This window comes from Porphyromonas uenonis DSM 23387 = JCM 13868 (genome assembly GCF_000482365.1).
In the GTDB taxonomy this organism is placed as follows: Bacteria; Bacteroidota; Bacteroidia; order Bacteroidales; family Porphyromonadaceae; genus Porphyromonas; species Porphyromonas uenonis.
Window position 1 is genome coordinate 1 of sequence record NZ_AXVC01000022.1, and the last position, 19967, is coordinate 19967.

Consider the following 19967-nt stretch of genomic DNA (forward strand, 5'->3'; position numbering starts at 1 on the left):
TAGGGGATATCCCTTTCGTCCTCGGTTACTTTTTTCTGGTTTCATTGCTGTTGGGGTTGGCTCTCCCAACTGTGTACTATTTCAGGAGAGGACATTATTGGGCAAATTTCTAGGTAGGAAATGAAACAAGCTCATTTTTGTCATGCGTCAGCCCGTATTTCTCACTTCAGAATGCGATTTGGCGCGTAGCTCGCCCTGCTCCGGACTCCCCCTCCTCTCCTAGGAGGTCAGAAGGGGGAGAGTTGGTGGGGTCAAAATATTGTTGTATCTTTGTCCCACCAAATAGAGACGTGGTCACGACATAGGTGGCTTTTCTAATTGGTGTACTCAGAGTATCGAGTCTTTAGCTCAGCTGGTTTAGAGCATCACCTTGACAGGGTGGGGGTCGGCGGTTCGAATCCGCCAAGACTCACTTAAGTTGTTAATGTTGTACGATTAATGAGTTGTTGTACGATTGTTACATTGTTGGGAGACTGTCGCTGGTAGCGATGGTCTCTTTTTTTATTGCCAGTGGGCAAAGGCGATGTTAATAGGTAGTGAACTTGCGAGCAGAGGCGTGTGCCCTCATAAGAATTCTATATCTTTGCAAAGTAGGGGTGGATGTATCTAATCTGCCTCGTATAGCAAATGTCGAAACACAATAGAGATAGCAAATGCGACGAATAGTACAGATTCTATGCTTGGCGCTGATAGCGCTCTACGGAGCTCAGGCACAGCAGATAGACAAAGTGCGAGGAGCCGTCTACGAGGAGCAGACGGGGACTCCCATACCCGCGGTCGATGTGACTTGGACCGCTGAGGGGCTTACCTCGCAGGTCCGAACAGATGCCTCGGGCGCTTATACCATATCTTATAATGGCACGGGAAGACTCACGGTCATATTCAATAAATCGGGCTACCGTGCTGAGGTGCTCGAGCTGGAGTGGCCTCGTGAGGCTAACCGGCTGGAGCGTGTCTCGCTCACACCGACGCTGACGGCTGCTGACATGGCAGACCTCTCGAAGACGGACTTCGTGATGAGCGATGATGGCGTGACGGCTGGAGATATTTCTCCGCTTCTGACCGCTTCGAGAGATCCCTATACCAATAAGGCGGGTTTCCAGTTTAGCCCGATGCGCTTTAGGGTGCGCGGGTACGATTCATATTACCAGTCTCAGTACCTCAACGGTATGCAGATGAACAATATGAACAATGGCTACTCCTCTTACTCGCTATGGAATGGCCTAAACAATGTGGTTCGTGTGCAAAACAATGAGGACGGTCTGCAGCCAATCGACTACTCTTTCGGTAATATCGGCGGAACGATGAATATCCTGACGCGTGCCTCGGGCTATCGTCCTGGTACGACGCTCACCTTCTCAGGGAGCAACCGCACCTACAACTACCGCACGATGATAACGCACGCCACGGGTGTGATGCCTGAGGGATGGGCGATCACGGCGAGTGCCTCCCGTCGCTGGGGCAATCAGTCTTATGTGCAGGGACAGTTTTACGATGCGTGGGGTTACTTCCTCTCTCTAGAGAAGCAGTTCACCCCGCAGCACGCTTTGGGCTTGGTCGTCCTAGCAGCTCCCACGGAGCGTGGTGTTGCTTCAGGTACGACGCAGGAGGTGTATGACCTGGTCGGATCAAACTTCTTTAACCCGAACGTGGGCTTCCAGGGCGGCAAACTGCGCAATGCACGTGTCCGCTCTAATCATGAGCCGATCATACAGCTGCATCACTACTGGCAGATTAATGAGAAGAACAAACTGACGACGGGTGTAGGCTACCGCTTCGGCTGGAATGCTTACTCAGCTCTTAACTGGGGCAATGGTCCTGACCCACGTCCTGACTACTACCGCAACTTGCCTAGCTACTACGGCTATATGAGCCAGACGCAGGATCCAGATATGGCGGCTTACTACGAGGAGCTTTGGCACTCGGACTGCAACATGCGCTACATTAACTGGGATCGCCTATACAATATTAATAGGAATAACTATCAAGTTCTCTTCGATGAGCAGGGCCGTCAGATCGCTGAGGGTAATCGAAGCATCTACGTCGTGGAGGATAGACGCTCAGACCAGCGTCAGTTTAACTTCGCCACCACTTGGAATGCACTCATCAACAAGCATCTCCGCTTTGACCTAGGAGCTAACTACCGCCTCAACCGCACGGCAAGCTTTAACGTTATCGCCGACCTCCTCGGTGGAGACTACTGGCTAGACATCGACAAGTACTCCGAGCGAGACTTCGCTCAGGATCCATCTAAGTCTCAGGTAGATCTCGATCATCCGAACAGAGTGGTCGGGGTAGGGGACAAGTATGGCCACAACTACCTAGCGCACATACAGGAGGCCGAGCTCTGGGGCAACCTGTGGGGACAGTCTCGTCATGTGGACGGCTACTTAGCTTTTACCGCTGGCTGGACAGGTATGCACCGCGAGGGATTGCAGCGTAGAGGGCTTTTCCCCGATGACTCTTTCGGAGACTCGAAGCATCTAAACTTCCTCAACTATGGTGTCAAGGGAGGTATCACCTACAAGATTACGGGTCGTCACTACCTCGTGGCAAATGCCTCCTGGACGCAGCGTGCGCCTTACTTCGCAGATATCTTCGTGTCGCCTCGTACACGCAATCAGTATGTGACGGATCCGCGTCCTGAGCGTGTCCTTGCAGGTGATGTGAGTTACGTGCTACGTTCGCCTTTTGTCAAGGGGCGTATCACTGGCTTCTACACGCACTTCTACGACAAGACGGACAATATGAGCTTCTATGATGACGGCTACAGAGCTTTCTCTAACTACGTCTTGACAAATATCGAGTCAACGCACATGGGTGTCGAGGCTGGTATGGAGTTCAAGATCACGCCAGCTCTGACTGCCATCGCTGTGGTGAGCTACGGACAGTATCGCTATGCCAACAATCCTGACTACGTCCAGACGGTCGACAATAGTCAGAAGCTCCTAGAGCAGGATCGCGTTTACTGGAAGGGCTTCCACGTGCCAGGTACACCACAGACGGCTGCGAACCTGAGCGTCTCGTATCAGTTCCCCTTCTACATGTGGGCGGGACTTGATCTCAACTACTTCGGACGTAGCTTCATCAGCTTGAACCCGATCCGTCGCACGGACAAGGCTCGTGCTAGTCTTGACTACGACTACGTTCGTCAGGAAGTCTTCCCAGGTGGCTTCACGCTTGATGCCAACGTGGGCTACTCGTGGCGCATCAAGTCGGGCGTCTACCTACGCCTCAACCTCTCGGCCTCTAACCTGCTCAACTCGAAGAACCTCCGTAGCGGTGGTTACGAGCAGCTCCGTGTCCGCTACACCAAGGAAGGCAAGATGATGAGACCTTTCGATAGTCGCTACTTCTATATGTACGGCACGACCTTCTTCTTCAACGCTGCACTACAGTTCTAACCCCCTTAAAACGGATGAATAGTATGACACATATATATAATAGACTCATCGTAGTGGTCGGCATGCTCGCCTTGCTGACGAGCTGTCAGTACAACAAGATTGACCCGCCACAGGAGCGAACGCCACGCCCTCTCTGGGAGCGTACGATGACGATCCAAGAGCTCAAAGCGCTCTACCAGTCGAAGCCCGTACGGGTCGTACCCGATGCGGTGATCGTCGGTCAAGTCATCTCGGACGATAGCGAGGGCAATATCTACAAGTCCATCTATCTACAGGACGAGACGGGCGGTATCGAGTTCAAGGCGGGTCTGGTCAACTCCAACCTCCTCTACAAGCGTGGCTCTAAGATAGCCATCCGCTGTCACGGGCTAACGCTCGGCAAGTATGGCGGAGTCGTCACACTGGGCAAGAGCTCTACGGAACCAAAGTACGAGAATGCTTATCTCCCCGAGCAGATGACGCCTAGCTTGGTGCGCTGTGACAATAGTCGCCAGCCACTCGTCTACCGCACACTCACTATCCCGACGCTTTCTCCTGAGTATACCAATACGCTGATACGTCTTGAGGGTGTACAGTTCGTCGATAGCGAGCTAGGCCAGACTTATGCCGATGCGGACAATAAGACAAGCGTCCCCGCTGTGGAGCGTCAGATCGAAGACCAGCAGGGCAACCGTGTCGTGCTACGCTCGAGTAGCTACGCGCTCTTTGCTGGTAGGCAGATCCCTCAGGGCTCTGGCAATATTACCGCCATCCTCGGTTACTTCAATGGGAAGCCTCAGCTCCTCATTAGCCTAGAGAGTGACATTAACTTCACCAGTCCACGATTTCAAACGACCAAGTAACGGAGGCTCCACGGAGCTTCGCTCAAGAATTTAAGAAACAGAGTTAGATCCAGATATGAAGACACTCAATAAACTTGCGACGAGACGACTACTCCTCGCTATCCTCACCATCGCTCCTCTGCTCGCTGTGACCAGCTGTAAGGATGAGATGGACTATTATGAGAAGCCCTATGTGACGCTCTCACCAAACTTCACCGACAACACGATCCCCTTCAAGCAGGATGGTGGTACGCAGCAGCTAACCATCGAGACCAATAGACGCTTTTCGATCACCTTCGGCGAGGGTGCCGAGTGGGTTTCGGCGACTCCTATGGAGGCGACCGAGGGGACGCACCAGATCACCATCACGACACTCCCTAATAGAGGCGAAGATGCTCGCGAAGCTCAGATGATCATCAAGACCTCTACGACACAGCACGTCTATCTCATCATGCAGCTCGGCAGTACCGGCAAGGGAATCACCTACACCTCGCTCGCTGAGATCGCTAAGCTAGGTGAGGGGCTAGACAGAGATGGCAAGACCATCGACCAAGACCTCTGCATTCGCGCTACGGTCACGACTCATGCCGAGACGAAGCAGTTCCCCTTTGCAGGCTTCCACTACATACAGGACGCTGAGGGCAATGCGCTCGTCCTGACGGTGCCCAAGGGCGAAGACGCCTTGCAGTTTGGCGATGAGGTAACCGCTAAGCTCAAGGGCGCTAAGATCTCTAACTTCAACGGAACCATACAGCTACAGGTCTCACACGCACAGATGTCTATCGTGCCCAACAAGCCGATTGAGCCGATCGAGACAACGCTCGCTGAGATCATCGCTGGCAAGCACCCGAACCAGTATGTCCGTGTCAAGGATGTCCAGTTTGTCAAGCCAGACGTACCTTTCTTTGACCCAGCTAGCACCTACTCCTCAACACGTCATGAAGTCGTTGATAAGAGTGGTAAGAAGACCAATCTAGAGGTGTGGAAGACAGCCACCTTCCGTGATGAGAAGGTACCCTCTGGTAGCGGTAGCATCACGGCTGTTGTGACGGTTAATAAGACCTTCTTCAACCTGCGCCCCACGCTGCGTAGCGACATCAAGCTGGACCAGCCACGCTTCGACGTGGGTGGTGGCAATCAGCCTAATCCGAATCCTGATCCAAACCCGAACCCGAATCCGAATCCTAACCCGCAGGGAAACATCTATGGTGTCGATCTCTCGCAGACGGCTCGTACGATACCCTTTGCAGACGACTTCTCTAAGGGAGGTAAGGATTACGATCCCTTTACGCTACCTGGTTGGCTCAACAAAGCTTTAAAGGGTGGACGTGACTTCCAAAAGAGATCCCATGAAGGTGTGCACTATGCGCAGGCAAGTGCCTTTAAGTCTACTGATTCGGAGAATAAGTGTGTCCTCGTCACGCCACGCCTACAGATGAAGGCCGGCAGTAGCTACACGGTCGACTTGACTTATAGCACTGGCCACACCAATGGTGCTACGCTTACCATCCAGCAGCTAGACAAGGACGGCAAGCTGGTGAAGACACTCGAGGTGATCAATGACCAGAGCAGTCCTAGCGGTTTCGGCAACCAGCACTATAAGAAGAGTTACACGATCACAGGCTCTGCCGATGCTGGCTACATAGCTCTTCTCTACGAGGCTTCGCAGAAGCCTCTTCACACCACCACTTACCAAGTGGAGGCACTCACGGTCAAGTAGCCTTTCCTAGAACTATCTCAACCAAGCGGAGCCTCTGAGCTTAACCTTGAGAGCCAGTCCCCCGAGCGGGTAGGTCTCTCCGAAGGGTAGTCTCAGAGGCTTCGCCTTTTGTTATCCCCTTTACTCCAAAGAGCTATGTCCTCACTCCTATATAAACGCTCATGCCGCCAGATGCTCCTACTCGTAGGCTGGGTGGCACTCCTACTCGTTGGTTGTAAGCCGCAAGGCACGTCACAGCCCGAGCTACCCACAGAGCTAGCCCTCTACGATCGTACAGGCGCCTCCGCGCGGGTCGTTAACCCCGAGCCATTAGACTTCTTCGTCACGGTCGAGGCTCCGACTCGCTGGACACTCACCGCATCGCCCGAGACGTGGCTCTCCGTATCCCCCAGCGAGGGCCATGCGGGCAAGCAGGAGGTCATCGTGTCGATCTCTGCCAATGAGGGGGGAGAGCGCAAAGCTCAGCTGACACTCTCAGCCAATGGCAAAAGCGTCTCCTACGCCATCACCCAGCAACAAGCAGCTGGGCATACGGGTGGCAGTGGCGAGTATGGCAGCGAAACGATCCTGGGCGACGTCTCTCTCCTAGAGGCTCCCAAGCTCTCGGGTCGTAGCTCCGCTTACTATATCACTCATCGAGTAGAGCAGGGACAGCGTGTCAACTTCTCCGTGGAGTACGACGTCGTCTACCACCATCCTATCTGGGTCTGTTATAGTGCCGATGACTACACCTGTCAGCGACACACCGGGCGTAGCGATGACGCTTGGCGCTGGGACCCCTTTGTGCCGAGTCAGTACGAAGTCACGCAGAGCGCTTTCAGAGGGTATGACCGCGGACATATTGTCGCCTCGGCCGATCGTCTTTACTCCAAGGAGGCAAACGAGCAGACCTTTTACTATACCAATATGAGTCCGCAGCGACGCAATCTCAATATAGGTGTGTGGCTACAGCTCGAGCAACTGGTGCAGAAGTGGGCGGGCAATAGTCGTTTGCGTGACAAGCTTTATGTGGTCAAGGGGGGTACCCTCCGAGAGGGCGAGACCCTTGGCGTCACCGTGGGCGGCATCACCGTGCCACGCTACTACTGGATGGCTATCCTGGCGCAGCGGGGCGACCACTATCAGGCGATCGCCTTCTGGGTGGAGCACACCCGTCCAGCTAAGGTCGACCGTCCGCGCACGGTCGCTATCTCTATCGACAAGCTAGAGAAGCGCACCGGCCTAGACTTCTTCTACAACCTCCCCGACAATATCGAGACCCGTGTCGAGGCAGCGCATCCCACGGACGACCTCTCCCTCTGGCCCGGCATCTAAATGCGTAAATCTGTCACGATGCTTTTGTCAAGAGGAGTCTTCTTTCTTTTGGCACGTTATTTGCTTCTGTCTTAATGCGTGCCTCCCGCATGGAGGGGCACGGTAAGTGAGACATTAATATATAACCAAGATAAACTATGACAATCAAACCATTGGCAGACCGCGTGCTGATCAAGCCCGCTACTGCAGAGGAGAAGACACAAGGTGGTATCATCATCCCAGACTCCGCAAAGGAGAAGCCCCTCAAGGGCGAGGTACTCGCTGTGGGCAAGGGTACGAAGGATGAGGAGATGGTCCTTAAGGTCGGGGACAAGGTGCTATACGGCAAGTACGCTGGCACGGAGATAGAGATCGAGGGCGAGAAGCTCATGATCATGAAGCAGAGCGATGTGCTCGCTACGCTCTAGTCCACGCAGTCTTATCCTAATCAAGAATCAAGTAAATAGACAGATACAATTATGGCAAAGGAAATTAAGTTTGACATAGAGGCTCGTGACCTCCTCAAGCGTGGCGTAGACCAGCTATCAGACGCTGTAAAGGTGACACTAGGGCCGAAGGGTCGTAACGTGATCCTCTCTCGTAGCTATGGCGCTCCGCATATTACCAAGGATGGTGTGACGGTCGCTAAGGAGATCGAACTGGAGAACGAGTTTGAGAATATGGGTGCCCAGCTCGTACGTGAGGTGGCTTCCAAGACCAATGAGGATGCTGGTGACGGCACGACTACCGCTACGGTACTAGCTCAGAGCATCATCAATGTAGGTCTGAAGAACATTACCTCTGGCGCTAATCCTATGGAGGTAAAGCGTGGTATCGACAAGGCTGTCAAGGCTGTCGTCGAGAGTATCCGCAAGCAAGCTAAGGAGGTGGGTGATGACCTAGAGCAGATCGCTCATGTGGCTACCATCTCGGCTAATGGCGATGAGGAGATCGGCCAACTGATCGCTCAGGCTATGGAGAAGGTCAAGAAGGAGGGTGTCATCACCGTCGAGGAGGCCAAGGGTATCGATACGACGGTAGACATTGTCGAGGGTATGCAGTTTGACAACGGCTATATCTCTCCCTACTTCGTCACAGATACGGAGAAGATGGAGTGCCGTATGGAGAAGCCTTACATCCTCTTCTACGAGAAGAAGCTCTCTACCATCAAGGACCTTCTACCACTACTAGAGAAGGTGCTCCAGCAGGGTCGCTCTCTGCTGATCATTGCTGAGGATATCGAGAGCGAGGCATTGACCACACTTGTCCTCAACAGACTACGCGCTGGTCTTAAGATCTGTGGTGTCAAGGCTCCAGGCTTCGGCGATCGCCGCAAGGAGATACTACGTGATATGGCTATCCTGACGGGTGGTACTGTCATTAGCGAGGATACAGGTCTGACGCTGGAGAATGCTACAATCGACATGCTCGGTAGCGCTGAGACGGTCACGGTCGTCAAGAACAAGACCACTATCGTCAATGGTGATGGTGACAAGGAGGCTATCGCAGATCGCGCTAACCAGATCCGTCATCAGATCGAGAATACGAAGAGCGACTACGATCGTGAGAAGCTCCAGGAGCGTCTCGCTAAGCTCTCCGGCGGTGTTGCCGTCCTCTACGTAGGTGCTGGCAGCGAGGTCGAGATGAAGGAGAAGAAGGATCGTGTCGAGGATGCGCTTAGCGCTACACGTGCTGCGATCGAAGAGGGTACCGTACCTGGTGGTGGTACCGCTTACATCCGCGCTATCTCTTCTGTTGAGAAGCTCAAGGGCGACACCGACGACGAGCGCACGGGTATCGAGATCGTCAAGCGTGCTATCGAGGAGCCTCTCCGTCAGATCGTAGCTAATGCTGCTAAGGAGGGCGCCGTAGTCGTACAGCGTGTACGTGACGGCAAGGGTGCCTTCGGATACAACGCTCGTACCGACAGCTTTGAGGATCTGATGAAGCACGGTGTCATCGACCCCGCCAAGGTAACGCGTGTGGCTCTGGAGAATGCTGCTTCTATTGCTGGCATGTTCCTCACGACTGAGTGCGTCATCGCCGACATCAAGGAGGACAAACCCGATCCAGCAGCTATGGCAGGTGCCCCTGGCATGGGCGGAATGATGTAATCCCCCGCAAGCCGATTCACTAAGCTCTAGACGCTAAACGCTAGACACTAGACGCTGTGCGCTAGCACTAGTCGTCTAGGAGCAACAAATAAAGAGAAGAGTCCTATGTATCCATGTGATACGTAGGACTCTTCTCTTTTATTGTCTATACCCCGTAAGTCTTACCAGCGTCCCGCCGTCAGGGCTGGATGGTGCCGCGGGGGAGTGTCTCCTGAAGGGCAATCTCCTCTGCCGAGAAGTATTCCTTGTGGTACTTAATCTCAAAGAGGTCACTCGCTGGGCAGTAGAGCGCCTCGACGACATCGTAACGTATCGGCAAGTCGATGCGCATCCGCTGTGCATAGCGCATACCACCGAGCATCATCTGATGTGCTTTCGCCTGGTCGACCGCATCTAGCGGGCTCGTGGCGGTGTACTCCATACGGCTCTTGACCTCGACGATCAGTAGATGCCGACCGTCAGACGCTATGATGTCGATCTCGCAGAGCGGATCCCGCCAGTTGATCTCAAGGAGGCGTATGTGCCGAGAGAGGAGGTAGCGCTGAGCTGCCCTTTCGCCGGCAGCGCCGAGCTCATTAGCGAGAGCCATGAGTAGGGTAGCCTTTGCTACTTATTTGGCTTGCTGGTAGGTGTCTATGTGACGCTCCTTCTTCTCTGGGATGATGTCCGCAATAGGCGTCAGCAAGCCTGTCTCCTCGACATCGCCGAACTCATCGTTGATCGCTGTGCCGAAGATGCGGATCTTCGGTGTGAGCGACATGTAAGCGTTGAAGAGCGGGGGAATGTTGATATTGTGCTTGCGCACCTCCGCCTTGAGCGTGCGGTAGTCGCTCTTGAGGTCGTTCTTGACAAAGAGACGATCTATCTCCGCTGGGTCAATATCCACCTCGACAGGATTCATCGGAAAGACCAGCTGATCCTTGTCACCGAAGTAGATCTCCATAAACTTGAGGATCAGGTTGCGGCAGTACTTATTGTAGGTCTTGTACATGGTCACCTTGCCAAAGAAGTACTTGATCTCAGGATAGATCACCGTCAAGGCGCCCAGCCCGTCCCACAGGTTGTCGAGTGTGTAGATGGAGGACATGAGCCCTGCCCGTGTCGTCTGAAACTCCTGACTCACGAATGAGCGTCCCAGCTCGATCGTGTAGGGGAGGTAGTTGCGTACGAACTCCTCGCTGAAGCTAAACATATGCGACGTCGCTAGAGCGTCCGTCTGCTCCTGATGCCGTAGCACCGACTCACCGAGTATGTATCGATAGCCACCCATGATCTTCTCCAGCTCGGGACTCCAGACGATGAGCTGCACGTATCCATCGTCCATCAGATCATACTTATCCACATCGCACTCAAGACCCGTGCCACCACCGCCAGCACGAAAGCTCTCCTCGCGCAGACGCCCCACCTCACGCATTGTCTGTGGGGCTTGATCAGCTCGGAAGGCGTAGATCTCATTATTACTCTTATTGGTCTTACGGACGAAGAGCTCAGGTGTCAGCTCCTGTCGGATCAATTGCCGATCTATCGGCGCTATGATGGGTTGCTCTGTAGCACTCATTTGGATAGTTGGTCTTTCAGTTGGTATACTTGCTGCCGTATGAGCTCGACCTGCTGAGGTAAGTCGCTAGGCTTCACCCCCTCGAGCGTCTCGTAGGGGATAGGCTCTCCGACCACTACGGTGAAGGAGCTCCCCTGTGCAGCAAACATTTCATGTGGTAGCAATGCCGTGCCAATGTTAAAGCGTATGCCGAGCGCTTTCCTCAGTTGCTCGATACGGTAAAACTTCATCGAGTTGCGCCCATGGAAGAAGAGCGGTACGATGGGACGGCGAAACTGTCTAGCCTGCTTGATAAAGCTTGGTCGCCAGAGCGGGTCCTGTATCTGTCCCTTGATGAGTCGGGAGCAGAGCCCTGCGGGGAAGGTGATCACAGGTAGGTCGCTCTCCAGCGCCTCGTGCATTCTCTGGATAGAGGAGCGCGCCTGAGCGCCGTACTTATTGACTGGTACGAAGATATTGGCGAGAGGCTTCAGGTTGAGCAGGAGATCGTTGACGATGTAGCGAATATCAGAGTGATAGTGACCAGCTATGAGGTGAGTCAGGCAGATCCCGTCCAGCCCCCCCAGCGGGTGATTGCTGATAAAGAGGGCGCGAGGGTCTGCGGGCAGATGCTCCGCCCCGACGAGCGTCAGGTCAATGCGAAACTCCTGGATCAAGGCATCCATAAAGTCAACCCCCTCGAGATGTCCGTAGCGCCGTAGCACATCATTGATCTCACGCTGATGGATCAGACGTGCCACCCCATTGGTCACAAAGGCGGGCAAAGGCTTCTTGCGTCGTCGATTGAGGATAGCGGCTATGTCGACCTGCTGTGGATGAAAGCTCTCTTCAGGCATAGATTGCATAAGATTTGCTGCAAATGTACGACTAATGGCGCACATAACGATTACACCCTCGTTACAACCAGGGCTGAGGCATGATAAAAATGAGCTCGTTTCAATTCCTACCTAGGAATTCCATTCTTCGGGAGGAAGGTGTAATCAGTGAGGTCCCGTAGTCACTCTGCATCGATACTCGAACCGTGTATTCCTATTTATTGTCATGTGCAGCTCCTAGACGGTTGGTTATAATGGGTCAGACCTGTCTAGGTACGGGTACCTTAGAGCTAGGACGAATCGTTTGCGTATCTTTGCAGTGCAACAGATCGATAATAAAATGGATAGATTACGCTGTATGAGATATGTGCTGAGCTGTTTAGCGCTCTCCTTGCTGCTGATATCGTGTGGTAAGGGAGGCTCTGACGAGGGCACTGCGGGGGGCTCAGCGGTGGATAGCACCGCTATGATACGCTATGCCGAGGGATTACAAATCGAGCATGCGGGGGCGGTGACACTGGTCACCATCTCCGACCCAACGCATGACAGTAGCGAGGTGTATCGCTACGCTTTGGTGCCTCGTGAGCAGTCTCAAAAGCTGGCTGCTGAGGTGCCTGAGGGCTACACCATGATAGAGACGCCAGTGCGTCGGGTCATCGTGATGACGACGCTACAGCTCTCTAACTTTATCAAGCTTGATGCAGTGGATCGGATCGTGGGGATGCCCAGTACGCGCTTCCTCTTCAATGAGGAGATGCAGTCACGGCTGGCTTCGGGCGCTGCTAAGCAGATCGGCATCGAGGGCAACTTCGACAGCGAGCTGATCATGGCTCTGCAGCCAGACATTATATTAGTAAGCCCCTTCAAGCGGGGTGGCTACGATGTGATCAAGCAGCTAGACATACCGCTGATTACCTTCCTGGGCTACAAGGAGACTTCCCCGCTGGGGCAGGCTGAGTGGCTTAAGTTTACGGCGCTCCTGCTGGGCATGGAGGAGCGTGCGGATACAATCTTCAGCACGATAGAGCAGCGCTACCACGAGCTCCAAGCTTTGATTACTGATGACTTGCCCCGCCCGAAGGTGCTTAGCGGAGAACTGCACGGTGGCAACTGGTACGTGGTGGGTGGCGCAAGCTACTTGGCTCACCTCTTTGAGGATGCAGGTGCGGACTATTTTATGGCAGACGATAAGGAGTCGGGAGGCTTCTACGTTGACTTTGAGACGGTCTATGCTAAGGCCGCCGATGCGGACTACTGGCGCATTGCGAATAGCTACGATGGCGCCTTCTCCTACGATGTCCTGGGCAAGACGGATGCACGTTACCGAGACTTCAAAGCTTATCGGGATAAGCAGGTACTGTACTGCAATCTGCGGGAGAGGCCTTTCTATGAGCTTTCGCCCGTGGAGCCTGATGTGGTCTTGGCGGACTTGATACACGCCTTTCACCCGCAGCTGCTGCCCGACCATGAGCCGGTCTTTTACTCGATACTAACTCGCTAAGGGAAGCTATGCGACGTCCGATTATAGCCTTTACAGTCATAGCACTCCTCATCGTAGTCTTCTTCGTGCTCAACCTATCGCTGGGGACGATCGCTATCCCTTTTGACCAGGTAGTACGCATACTCTTTGGGGCGGATGCCGGCGGCGATGAGATCTGGCGCAACATCATCTGGAAGAGTCGCTACCCGCAGACCATTACGGCACTAGTAGCGGGTGCGGGACTCTCCATCAGTGGTCTGCAGATGCAAACGGTCTTTCGCAATCCACTGGCGGGTCCTTCGGAGTTAGGTATTAGCTCGGGAGCTAGCCTAGGTGTGGCGACCTTTATCCTCCTCTCGGGGAGCATTAGCCAGCGAGCACTGGTGCGGATGGGCTTCGTGGGGGAGATGGCTGTCTCGGTGGCGGCACTCCTCGGAGCGCTCCTCGTGATGTCGATCATTATGACGATGGCGCAGCGTGTCCGTGGCAATGTGGTGCTACTGATCATGGGTGTGATGATCGGCTACATAGCAAATGCCATCATCGGCGTGCTGAAGTTCTTTAGCAATGATGAGGATGTGCGCAGCTATGTGATCTGGGGCTTGGGCAGCTTTGCCAAGGTGAGTGGCGATCAGGTGACCACCTTTGTCCTGATCATGCTGGTGCTGATACCGCTCTCCTTCCTGCTGATCAAGGTGCTGAACCTGATGCTCCTCGGGGAGAACTACGCCCGCAGCCTCGGACTGAACTACGGACGGGCACGCCACCTAGTGATCTTCTCGGCCTGCCTGCTGACCGCTATCGTGACCGCTTACTGCGGTCCGATCGTCTTCATCGGACTGGCGGTGCCGCATCTCTGTCGCACCATCTTTGCCACCTCCAATCATCTGACACTGATGCCTGCGGTGACGCTCGTTGGGGCGCTCCTGGCGCTCTGCTGTAACTTGATCGCCCGCATGCCAGGCATGGAGGGTGCGCTACCGATCAACTCGGTGACGGCGCTCATCGGTGCTCCGATTGTGATCTGGGTACTATTTGACAAACGACGTAGAGAGCAACTGTAATCGTATGACTAGCCACGCAACGATAGAGCTTTGTGACCTATCGATAGGGTATCACCAGATGAAGCGCACGCGCGTCGTAGCGAGCCAGCTCAACGCTACCATCTGGTCGGGACAGCTCACCTGCCTTATCGGCTCAAATGGGGTGGGCAAGTCGACGCTGCTCAGGACGATCGCAGCCTTTCAGCCGAAGCTCGGCGGGGCGCTCCTGGTCGAGGGTAAGGAGATACAGCAATACAGTGCCAAAGAGCTGGCGCGTCGTATCAGCGTCGTGCTCACGGAGCGACTTATCATGAGCAATACGACTGCCTACGAGATGATCGCCCTGGGGCGTAGTCTCTATACGGGCTTCTGGGGGCAGATGAACGAGAGTAACCGTCAGGCGGTCGACGAGGCGCTGCAGTTGGTCGGCATACAGCCTCTAGCCAAGCGCATGATCGACTCGCTCAGTGATGGCGAGCGCCAGAAGGTGATGATTGCCAAGGCGCTGGCACAGGAGACTCCTATCATATTACTGGACGAGCCGACCGCCTTCCTGGACTTTCCCTCGAAGGTAGAGATGCTTCAGCTCCTTCTTCGCTTGTCTCGTGAGACGCACAAGACGATTTTCCTCTCCACGCACGACCTAGAGCTGGCTCTCCAAATAGCCGATCAGGTGTGGCTCCTCGATGATGACCACAAGCTACACATGGGTCCACCGAGGTCGCTCGCTGGTGACGGGACCTTGCCGAGCTACTTTGCGGCAAAGGGAATAGACTTCGACCCAGATACCTTACACTTCTTCATCCACACCTCAAACGTATGATCCTAATCATCGGCGGAACCACAGAAGGGCGCAAAGCGCTCGAGGTGTGTGAGGAAGCGGGCAAACCCTTTTATTACTCCACACGAGGCGCTTCTCAAGAGCTCACGATGCACCACGGGATCCGTCTGGAGGGCGGAATGAATGGCGAGGAGATGGCGCACTTCTGCACGGAGCAAGCGATAGCCCTCATCGTAGATGCGGCGCACCCCTTCGCAATGGGCGTTCACCAGAGCGTGGCCGACTGTGTATCCCGCCTGCAGCTCCCTGTCATACGGTACGAGCGCACCTTTCCCGCTTTGCCCGCCTCGGTTGTGTCGCTGGACTCCTTTGATGCGGCGCTGGCATATCTTCTCAAGCAGCAACCTCGGCGACTGCTCGCCCTGACGGGCGTCAACTCGATTGAACGACTGAGAGCCTACTGGACCCAGCACGAGACCTATCTGCGGGTGATGCCCATCGCAGAGACCGAGGAGCGACTACGGCAGAGCGACTTCCCGCCAGAGCGGCTGGTTTACTATGACAAGGAGCAGTGTGACCGAGAGCTCTTCACCACGCTACGACCAGACATGATCCTACTCAAGGAGAGTGGCGACACGAGTGGCTTTGCGGCAAAAGTGGAGGAGGCTCTAGCCCTCGGCATCACCGTGCTGGTCATCCGAAGGCCACAGATCCCTTATCCCGCTACCGTCACTGTCGAGGGTCCCGTAGGACTTCGTCGCTCCATCGAGCGGCTGCTGGGGAGCGACTTCTTCCCTCAGCGCATCGGTTTGACGACTGGCACCACCGCCACAGCTGCCGCTACGGCTGCCCTGCTCACACTGCTCAATGAGGAGTCTTACAGCGAGGTGACTGTGACCCTTCCTCAGGGCGAACGGGTCCCCTTTCCGATCCAGCATACGGAGCTCACAGCGCAAGGCGCTCGAGCGGTCGCCATCAAGGATGCGGGCAGTGACCCTGACGTAACGGATGGCGCAGAGATCGTCGCTGACTTGTCGCTCACGCAGGCTCATTGCGGGGTCTCCTTCCTCCAGGGCGAAGGGGTAGGACGAGTTACCCTCCCTGGCATCGGACTAGAGATCGGAGAGCCTGCCGTCAACCCCGTCCCGCGTCAGATGATGCGCCAAGCTCTCGGTGCTTTGGTCGACCTCTCCCAAGTAGGCATTGACCTGACCATCTCCGTTCCTGAGGGACGACGGCTCGCCCACAGCACCTTCAATCCACGGCTCGGCATCCTAGACGGCATCTCTATCCTCGGCACTACAGGCGTCGTGCGTCCCTATTCGAGCGAAGCCTTTGTTGAGTCGATACGTCGTGAGCTGGAGGTGAGCAAGTCGGTCTATGGCAAGCATCTCGTGCTTAACTCTGGCGGACGCAGCGAGCGCTACCTCAAGGGGCGCTTTCCCGACCTTCCCGCCAACGCTTTCGTTCAGTATGGCAACTTCATCGGTGAGACGCTCAGCCTAGCCAACGAACTAGGTTTCCCGCAGATCACCCTCGGCATCATGATCGGCAAGGCGGTCAAGCTGGCGGCTGGCGAACTGGACACACATAGCAAGAAGGTGGTGATGGACAAAGCTTTCATCACCGCCCTCGCCTCTGCCTCTGGAGCGAGCGAAGCGCAGAAGCAACAGATCAGCGAGATGACCCTGGCCCGCGAACTGTGGCAGATATTCCCCGACGGTACGCACCCTCTCTACCAAAGCATCGTCGATCACTGCTATCAGGTCTGCAAACCTCTTGTTCCCTCGGCTCAGCTCGAGGTTCTTCTCATTCCTGACTCACAACTTTAGTCAATCACTTATGTCAACTCTTCCCTCCCTCCTCATCGCTGCGCCCCTCTCTGAGAGTGGCAAAAGCACGCTCACCATGGGCCTCCTCCGTGCTTACACACGTCGCGGTCTAGCCACTCAAGCATTCAAGTGTGGTCCCGACTACGTAGATCCTAAGCTACACAGCGTGGCTACGGGTCGCCCAGCGGTCAATCTGGACCTTTTTATGTACGGTGCCGAGCGTGTGCAGGCGCTCTACGACCATTATAGTCAGGACGCTCAGGCGGTCATCGTGGAGGGCGTGATGGGGCTCTTCGACGGTTACGATCGGGACAAAGGTTCTGCGGCCGACATCGCTCGTCTCCTAGACCTGCCCGTCGTGCTGGTCGTGACCCCGCGCTCGATGGCTTACACGGTGGCTCCGTTGCTCTACGGGTTGCAGCACTTTGACCCCAGGATCCGGATAGCAGGAGTCATCTTTAATAAGGTCTCCTCGGAGCGTCACCTGACCTATCTTACACAAGCTGCCTCCGATGCGGGCGTGCCCGTGCTGGGCTCGCTACCTCGTGTCGACGACATCGCCATCCCCAGTCGTTATCTAGGACTGGACGTTGACGACTTGGCGCAGATAGACCGTTACGCCGATCAGGTGGCCGACCTCTTAGAGCAACATCTAGATATTGACCGCCTCCTAGCCATCTCCTCAGAGCGAAAGGAGCGACCCCACGAAGCTCCCGCTTTGCAAAAGCAAGCTTCGTCAACGCCTCGTCGTATAGCCGTGGCTCGTGACGACGCTTTCAACTTCCTCTATCAGGAGAATGTGCGTCAGCTAGAGCAGTGGGGCGAGGTGACTTACTTCAGTCCGCTCTCCGACAAGGAGCTTCCGCCGAGCGACTTCGTCTATCTCCCTGGCGGTTATCCCGAGCTACATCTGGAGCAGTTGTCCGCCAATAAGTCCATGCTTGACAGCCTCCGCGACTACGTCCGTGGGGGCGGAGCGATGCTTGCCGAGGGCGGGGGTATGCTCCTCCTCTGCGAGGCGATTGTTGACGAGAAGGGAACCAGTTATCCGCTCGTAGGGGCACTACAGCAGACCGCTACGATGCAGCAGCGTGGGCTAGCCCTCGGCTACCGACAGCTCGAGATAGAGGGTGTGGCGGTGCGTGGGCACGAGTTTCACTACTCTCGCATCATAGACCCGCTCCCCACAGTAGCGCAGCAGTACAATGCGTGGGGCGATCCCGTGGCGACCGCGCTATGGCATACGGGGCGTTGCTACGCCACCTATACGCACCTCGCCCTTACCGAGCAGCTCCTGTCACGCCTCCTCTGACCCACAGATATGTGAGCTTAGAGCTTAAAGGCTAGAGACCAGATGGGTCGTTTTTGACGGCACAGCTTTTTTTAGTAGCTTTGTCACATCGCAGTAACGATGGCATAATCTGTGTAGGGTACTTTTGCATTGCGTCTTGGTAGACGCACGAAGGACTCCGCTAGTTGTTGCTGCGGCATCACATATTTCTAGTTAATCTGATACAACTAATTCATGGCAAATAGAACTTATCGTCTACTTTTCACGCTACTAGTAGCCACTTGGAGCTTACTGCTGACAGCTGCTTGCGAGCCGATGGGTAGACAAGGAGAAGCGGAGCATCCTCAGAGCGAGACCAATCAAACTTTCCTCGCCTCACAGCAGGACTACGACCTGCGTGTCGCTGGCACCGCTTGGGAGGCTGGCGACCAGATTGGTATCTATGTACGTCGCACGGCACAGAATACCACTTGGTCGGCTGAGCAACTACAGCATAGCAACCTGCACTACAAGACTATTCGTGGCGGTGGCATTGCGACCTTCGACCCAGCTGATGAGCAGCAGAAGGTGCAGTGGGACTCGTCAATGAAGTATGATATCCTCGCTTACTACCCCTATAATGCTCAGACGCAGGGGGGCAAGATCGCTTACAGCGTTGCTGATCAGGCTACGCTCAAGCCTCTGCTTATCTCGGACAATCTTTCAGCCATTGCTCCCGATGTCGCAAAGGAACTAGTCTTTCGTCAGGCACTCGCCTCGCTTCGCTTTGAGATGCGCAGTGAGGATGGTGGCTCTCTAGAGGGTGTCACGGTGCGCATCGTTGGTATGCCGACGACAGGTACTCTAGATCTCTATAGTCGTCAGTGGCAGGTCAATGCTAGCTCTACGGGCGAGATCTCAGTGCCAGTCTCCGTCTCGGGTGCTACCGCTACGGCTACCGCGCTGATCCTACCTATCGAGACGACCACGAGCGAGATGAAGGTACTCTTCACGCTGCCTAACGGACGTACCTACACCTGGCCACTACGTGAGGGTCAGAGCCTCGTCATGGGACAGCAGCGCACCCACACCATCACGCTCAAGGATACGGGCACGGGCAAGGTCACAGAGGTTGGCCAATACTTCGAGCTACCCGCCAAGAAGAATCTTCCCAATACGCTGGAGGTACAGCACATGCTCCCGAGCAATCCCTCGGCACGCAACTACTTCCTGCTATATAATACGAAGCTACACCTAGCTCACTATGTGGCTTATCCACTGTACAAGGACTTGATAGAGAAAAAGGCTGATCGTACTAATGCTTGGGACTATGATCCGATGATCTCAAGAGTGTATCAACCAAATTTAAAGAGATCTTATGTAGAAGACTTTTCGAAAGGACACCAAATCCCTAGTGGAGATCGTGTATCTTCTCGAGATGACAACGCCAGCACGTTCTACTACTCCAATATGGTCCCTCAAAATCAAAAACACAATGGTGGTATCTGGCAACAGCTAGAGAGCGATGTTCGCAATCTTGCTGGCGGTGTCGACACGCTTTTTGTTGTAACGGGCGTAGGCTTTGACAATACGAACTATCAGTATGCTCATGATAGAGATGGCATGGCTTGTCCCATACCTGACTACTTCTACAAGGTAGTCGTATGGCGTGACAAGCAGCAGCGCTACCACTCCAAGGCGTGGTGCATACCGCACGAGGGCTTCTCAGGAAAACCTAACAACTACAAGACGACGCTCGAAAAGATGGAGGCGAAGACAGGCTTTGACTTCTTCCCTGCGCTCAACGATGTCACCGTGATTGATGAATAATCTGTA

The 19967-nt window shown here is 54.8% G+C and carries 15 protein-coding genes and 1 tRNA gene; 13 read left to right on the top strand and 3 right to left on the bottom strand.

Translation table 11 applies throughout. The annotated features are described in order from the left end of the window. The first annotated feature begins 337 nt into the window (after window positions 1-337). The 7 genes from L215_RS0101050 to groL all read left to right on the top strand — a co-directional run bounded on the left by L215_RS0101050 (window position 338) and on the right by groL (window position 9352). Window positions 338-412: transfer RNA gene (locus L215_RS0101050), tRNA-Val, on the top strand. A 241-nt stretch (window positions 413-653) separates the two neighbouring features. Then, window positions 654-3404: a TonB-dependent receptor gene (locus L215_RS0101055; RefSeq protein ID WP_025882868.1), complete on the top strand. Its 2751-nt coding sequence runs from the start codon at window positions 654-656 to the stop codon at window positions 3402-3404. A gap of 23 nt (window positions 3405-3427) precedes the next feature. Beyond that, entirely contained in the window at window positions 3428-4246 is an 819-nt protein-coding gene (locus tag L215_RS0101060; protein WP_238296244.1) for a DUF5689 domain-containing protein, read from the top strand. A 55-nt stretch (window positions 4247-4301) separates the two neighbouring features. Further along, window positions 4302-5945, top strand: a complete 1644-nt coding sequence (locus L215_RS0101065; protein WP_025882866.1) for a DUF5689 domain-containing protein — start codon at window positions 4302-4304, stop codon at window positions 5943-5945. A 135-nt stretch (window positions 5946-6080) separates the two neighbouring features. Further along, window positions 6081-7259, top strand: coding sequence for a DNA/RNA non-specific endonuclease (locus tag L215_RS0101070; RefSeq protein WP_025882865.1), 1179 nt, complete (start codon window positions 6081-6083; stop codon window positions 7257-7259). 137 nt (window positions 7260-7396) lie between these two features. Then, a complete protein-coding gene (locus tag L215_RS0101075) occupies window positions 7397-7666 on the top strand; it encodes a co-chaperone GroES (RefSeq protein ID WP_025882864.1) in 270 nt (89 codons plus the stop codon). Window positions 7667-7717: 51 nt separating this feature from the next. After that, on the top strand, window positions 7718-9352 hold the full coding sequence (gene groL, locus L215_RS0101080) for a chaperonin GroEL (protein ID WP_025882863.1): 1635 nt from the start codon (window positions 7718-7720) through the stop codon (window positions 9350-9352). A 178-nt stretch (window positions 9353-9530) separates the two neighbouring features. Here the strand turns inward: groL and L215_RS0101085 are convergent, their stop codons facing one another. The 3 genes from L215_RS0101085 to L215_RS0101095 are packed head-to-tail and all read right to left on the bottom strand — an operon-like array spanning window position 9531 to window position 11746. Then, entirely contained in the window at window positions 9531-9941 is a 411-nt protein-coding gene (locus L215_RS0101085) for a YraN family protein (RefSeq protein ID WP_025882862.1), read from the bottom strand. A gap of 21 nt (window positions 9942-9962) precedes the next feature. Beyond that, on the bottom strand, window positions 9963-10910 hold the full coding sequence (locus tag L215_RS0101090; RefSeq protein WP_027451205.1) for a glycine N(alpha)-acyltransferase GlsB: 948 nt from the start codon (window positions 10908-10910) through the stop codon (window positions 9963-9965). Further along, window positions 10907-11746: a 1-acyl-sn-glycerol-3-phosphate acyltransferase gene (locus tag L215_RS0101095; RefSeq protein WP_025882861.1), complete on the bottom strand. Its 840-nt coding sequence runs from the start codon at window positions 11744-11746 to the stop codon at window positions 10907-10909. The genes L215_RS0101090 and L215_RS0101095 overlap by 4 nt, the downstream gene beginning before the upstream one ends. Before the next feature lie 319 nt (window positions 11747-12065). On the opposite strand from L215_RS0101095, the gene L215_RS0101100 reads away from it, so the two are divergent. From L215_RS0101100 to L215_RS0101125, 6 genes are all read left to right on the top strand, one after another. Beyond that, window positions 12066-13226, top strand: a complete 1161-nt coding sequence (locus L215_RS0101100) for an ABC transporter substrate-binding protein (RefSeq protein ID WP_244869660.1) — start codon at window positions 12066-12068, stop codon at window positions 13224-13226. 8 nt (window positions 13227-13234) lie between these two features. Next, window positions 13235-14269 carry an iron ABC transporter permease gene (locus tag L215_RS0101105; protein ID WP_007364431.1) on the top strand — a complete coding sequence of 345 codons (1035 nt, stop codon included), beginning with the start codon at window positions 13235-13237 and terminating at the stop codon, window positions 14267-14269. Window positions 14270-14273: 4 nt separating this feature from the next. Beyond that, entirely contained in the window at window positions 14274-15071 is a 798-nt protein-coding gene (locus L215_RS0101110; RefSeq protein ID WP_025882859.1) for an ABC transporter ATP-binding protein, read from the top strand. Further along, complete coding sequence (gene cbiD, locus L215_RS0101115) at window positions 15068-16861, top strand: cobalt-precorrin-5B (C(1))-methyltransferase CbiD (protein WP_025882858.1); 1794 nt, start codon at window positions 15068-15070, stop codon at window positions 16859-16861. The genes L215_RS0101110 and cbiD overlap by 4 nt, the downstream gene beginning before the upstream one ends. A gap of 10 nt (window positions 16862-16871) precedes the next feature. Then, window positions 16872-18173 (top strand): cobyrinic acid a,c-diamide synthase CobB, encoded by a 1302-nt coding sequence (locus tag L215_RS0101120; RefSeq protein ID WP_025882857.1) that lies wholly within the window; start codon window positions 16872-16874, stop codon window positions 18171-18173. Between the two features lie 213 nt (window positions 18174-18386). Beyond that, entirely contained in the window at window positions 18387-19961 is a 1575-nt protein-coding gene (locus L215_RS0101125) for a DNA/RNA non-specific endonuclease (protein ID WP_025882855.1), read from the top strand. Window positions 19962-19967: the final 6 nt, after the last annotated feature.

Coding starts and splice junctions, on each gene's coding strand:
- L215_RS0101125 (WP_025882855.1), top strand. CDS start 18,387: ATGGCAAATAGAACTTATCGTCTACTTTTCACGCTACTAGTAGCCACT.
- L215_RS0101120 (WP_025882857.1), top strand. CDS start 16,872: ATGTCAACTCTTCCCTCCCTCCTCATCGCTGCGCCCCTCTCTGAGAGT.
- L215_RS0101100 (WP_244869660.1), top strand. CDS start 12,066: ATGGATAGATTACGCTGTATGAGATATGTGCTGAGCTGTTTAGCGCTC.
- cbiD (WP_025882858.1), top strand. CDS start 15,068: ATGATCCTAATCATCGGCGGAACCACAGAAGGGCGCAAAGCGCTCGAG.
- groL (WP_025882863.1), top strand. CDS start 7,718: ATGGCAAAGGAAATTAAGTTTGACATAGAGGCTCGTGACCTCCTCAAG.
- L215_RS0101075 (WP_025882864.1), top strand. CDS start 7,397: ATGACAATCAAACCATTGGCAGACCGCGTGCTGATCAAGCCCGCTACT.
- L215_RS0101090 (WP_027451205.1), bottom strand. CDS start 10,910: ATGAGTGCTACAGAGCAACCCATCATAGCGCCGATAGATCGGCAATTG.
- L215_RS0101060 (WP_238296244.1), top strand. CDS start 3,428: ATGACACATATATATAATAGACTCATCGTAGTGGTCGGCATGCTCGCC.
- L215_RS0101055 (WP_025882868.1), top strand. CDS start 654: ATGCGACGAATAGTACAGATTCTATGCTTGGCGCTGATAGCGCTCTAC.
- L215_RS0101070 (WP_025882865.1), top strand. CDS start 6,081: ATGTCCTCACTCCTATATAAACGCTCATGCCGCCAGATGCTCCTACTC.
- L215_RS0101095 (WP_025882861.1), bottom strand. CDS start 11,746: ATGCCTGAAGAGAGCTTTCATCCACAGCAGGTCGACATAGCCGCTATC.
- L215_RS0101085 (WP_025882862.1), bottom strand. CDS start 9,941: ATGGCTCTCGCTAATGAGCTCGGCGCTGCCGGCGAAAGGGCAGCTCAG.
- L215_RS0101110 (WP_025882859.1), top strand. CDS start 14,274: ATGACTAGCCACGCAACGATAGAGCTTTGTGACCTATCGATAGGGTAT.
- L215_RS0101065 (WP_025882866.1), top strand. CDS start 4,302: ATGAAGACACTCAATAAACTTGCGACGAGACGACTACTCCTCGCTATC.
- L215_RS0101105 (WP_007364431.1), top strand. CDS start 13,235: ATGCGACGTCCGATTATAGCCTTTACAGTCATAGCACTCCTCATCGTA.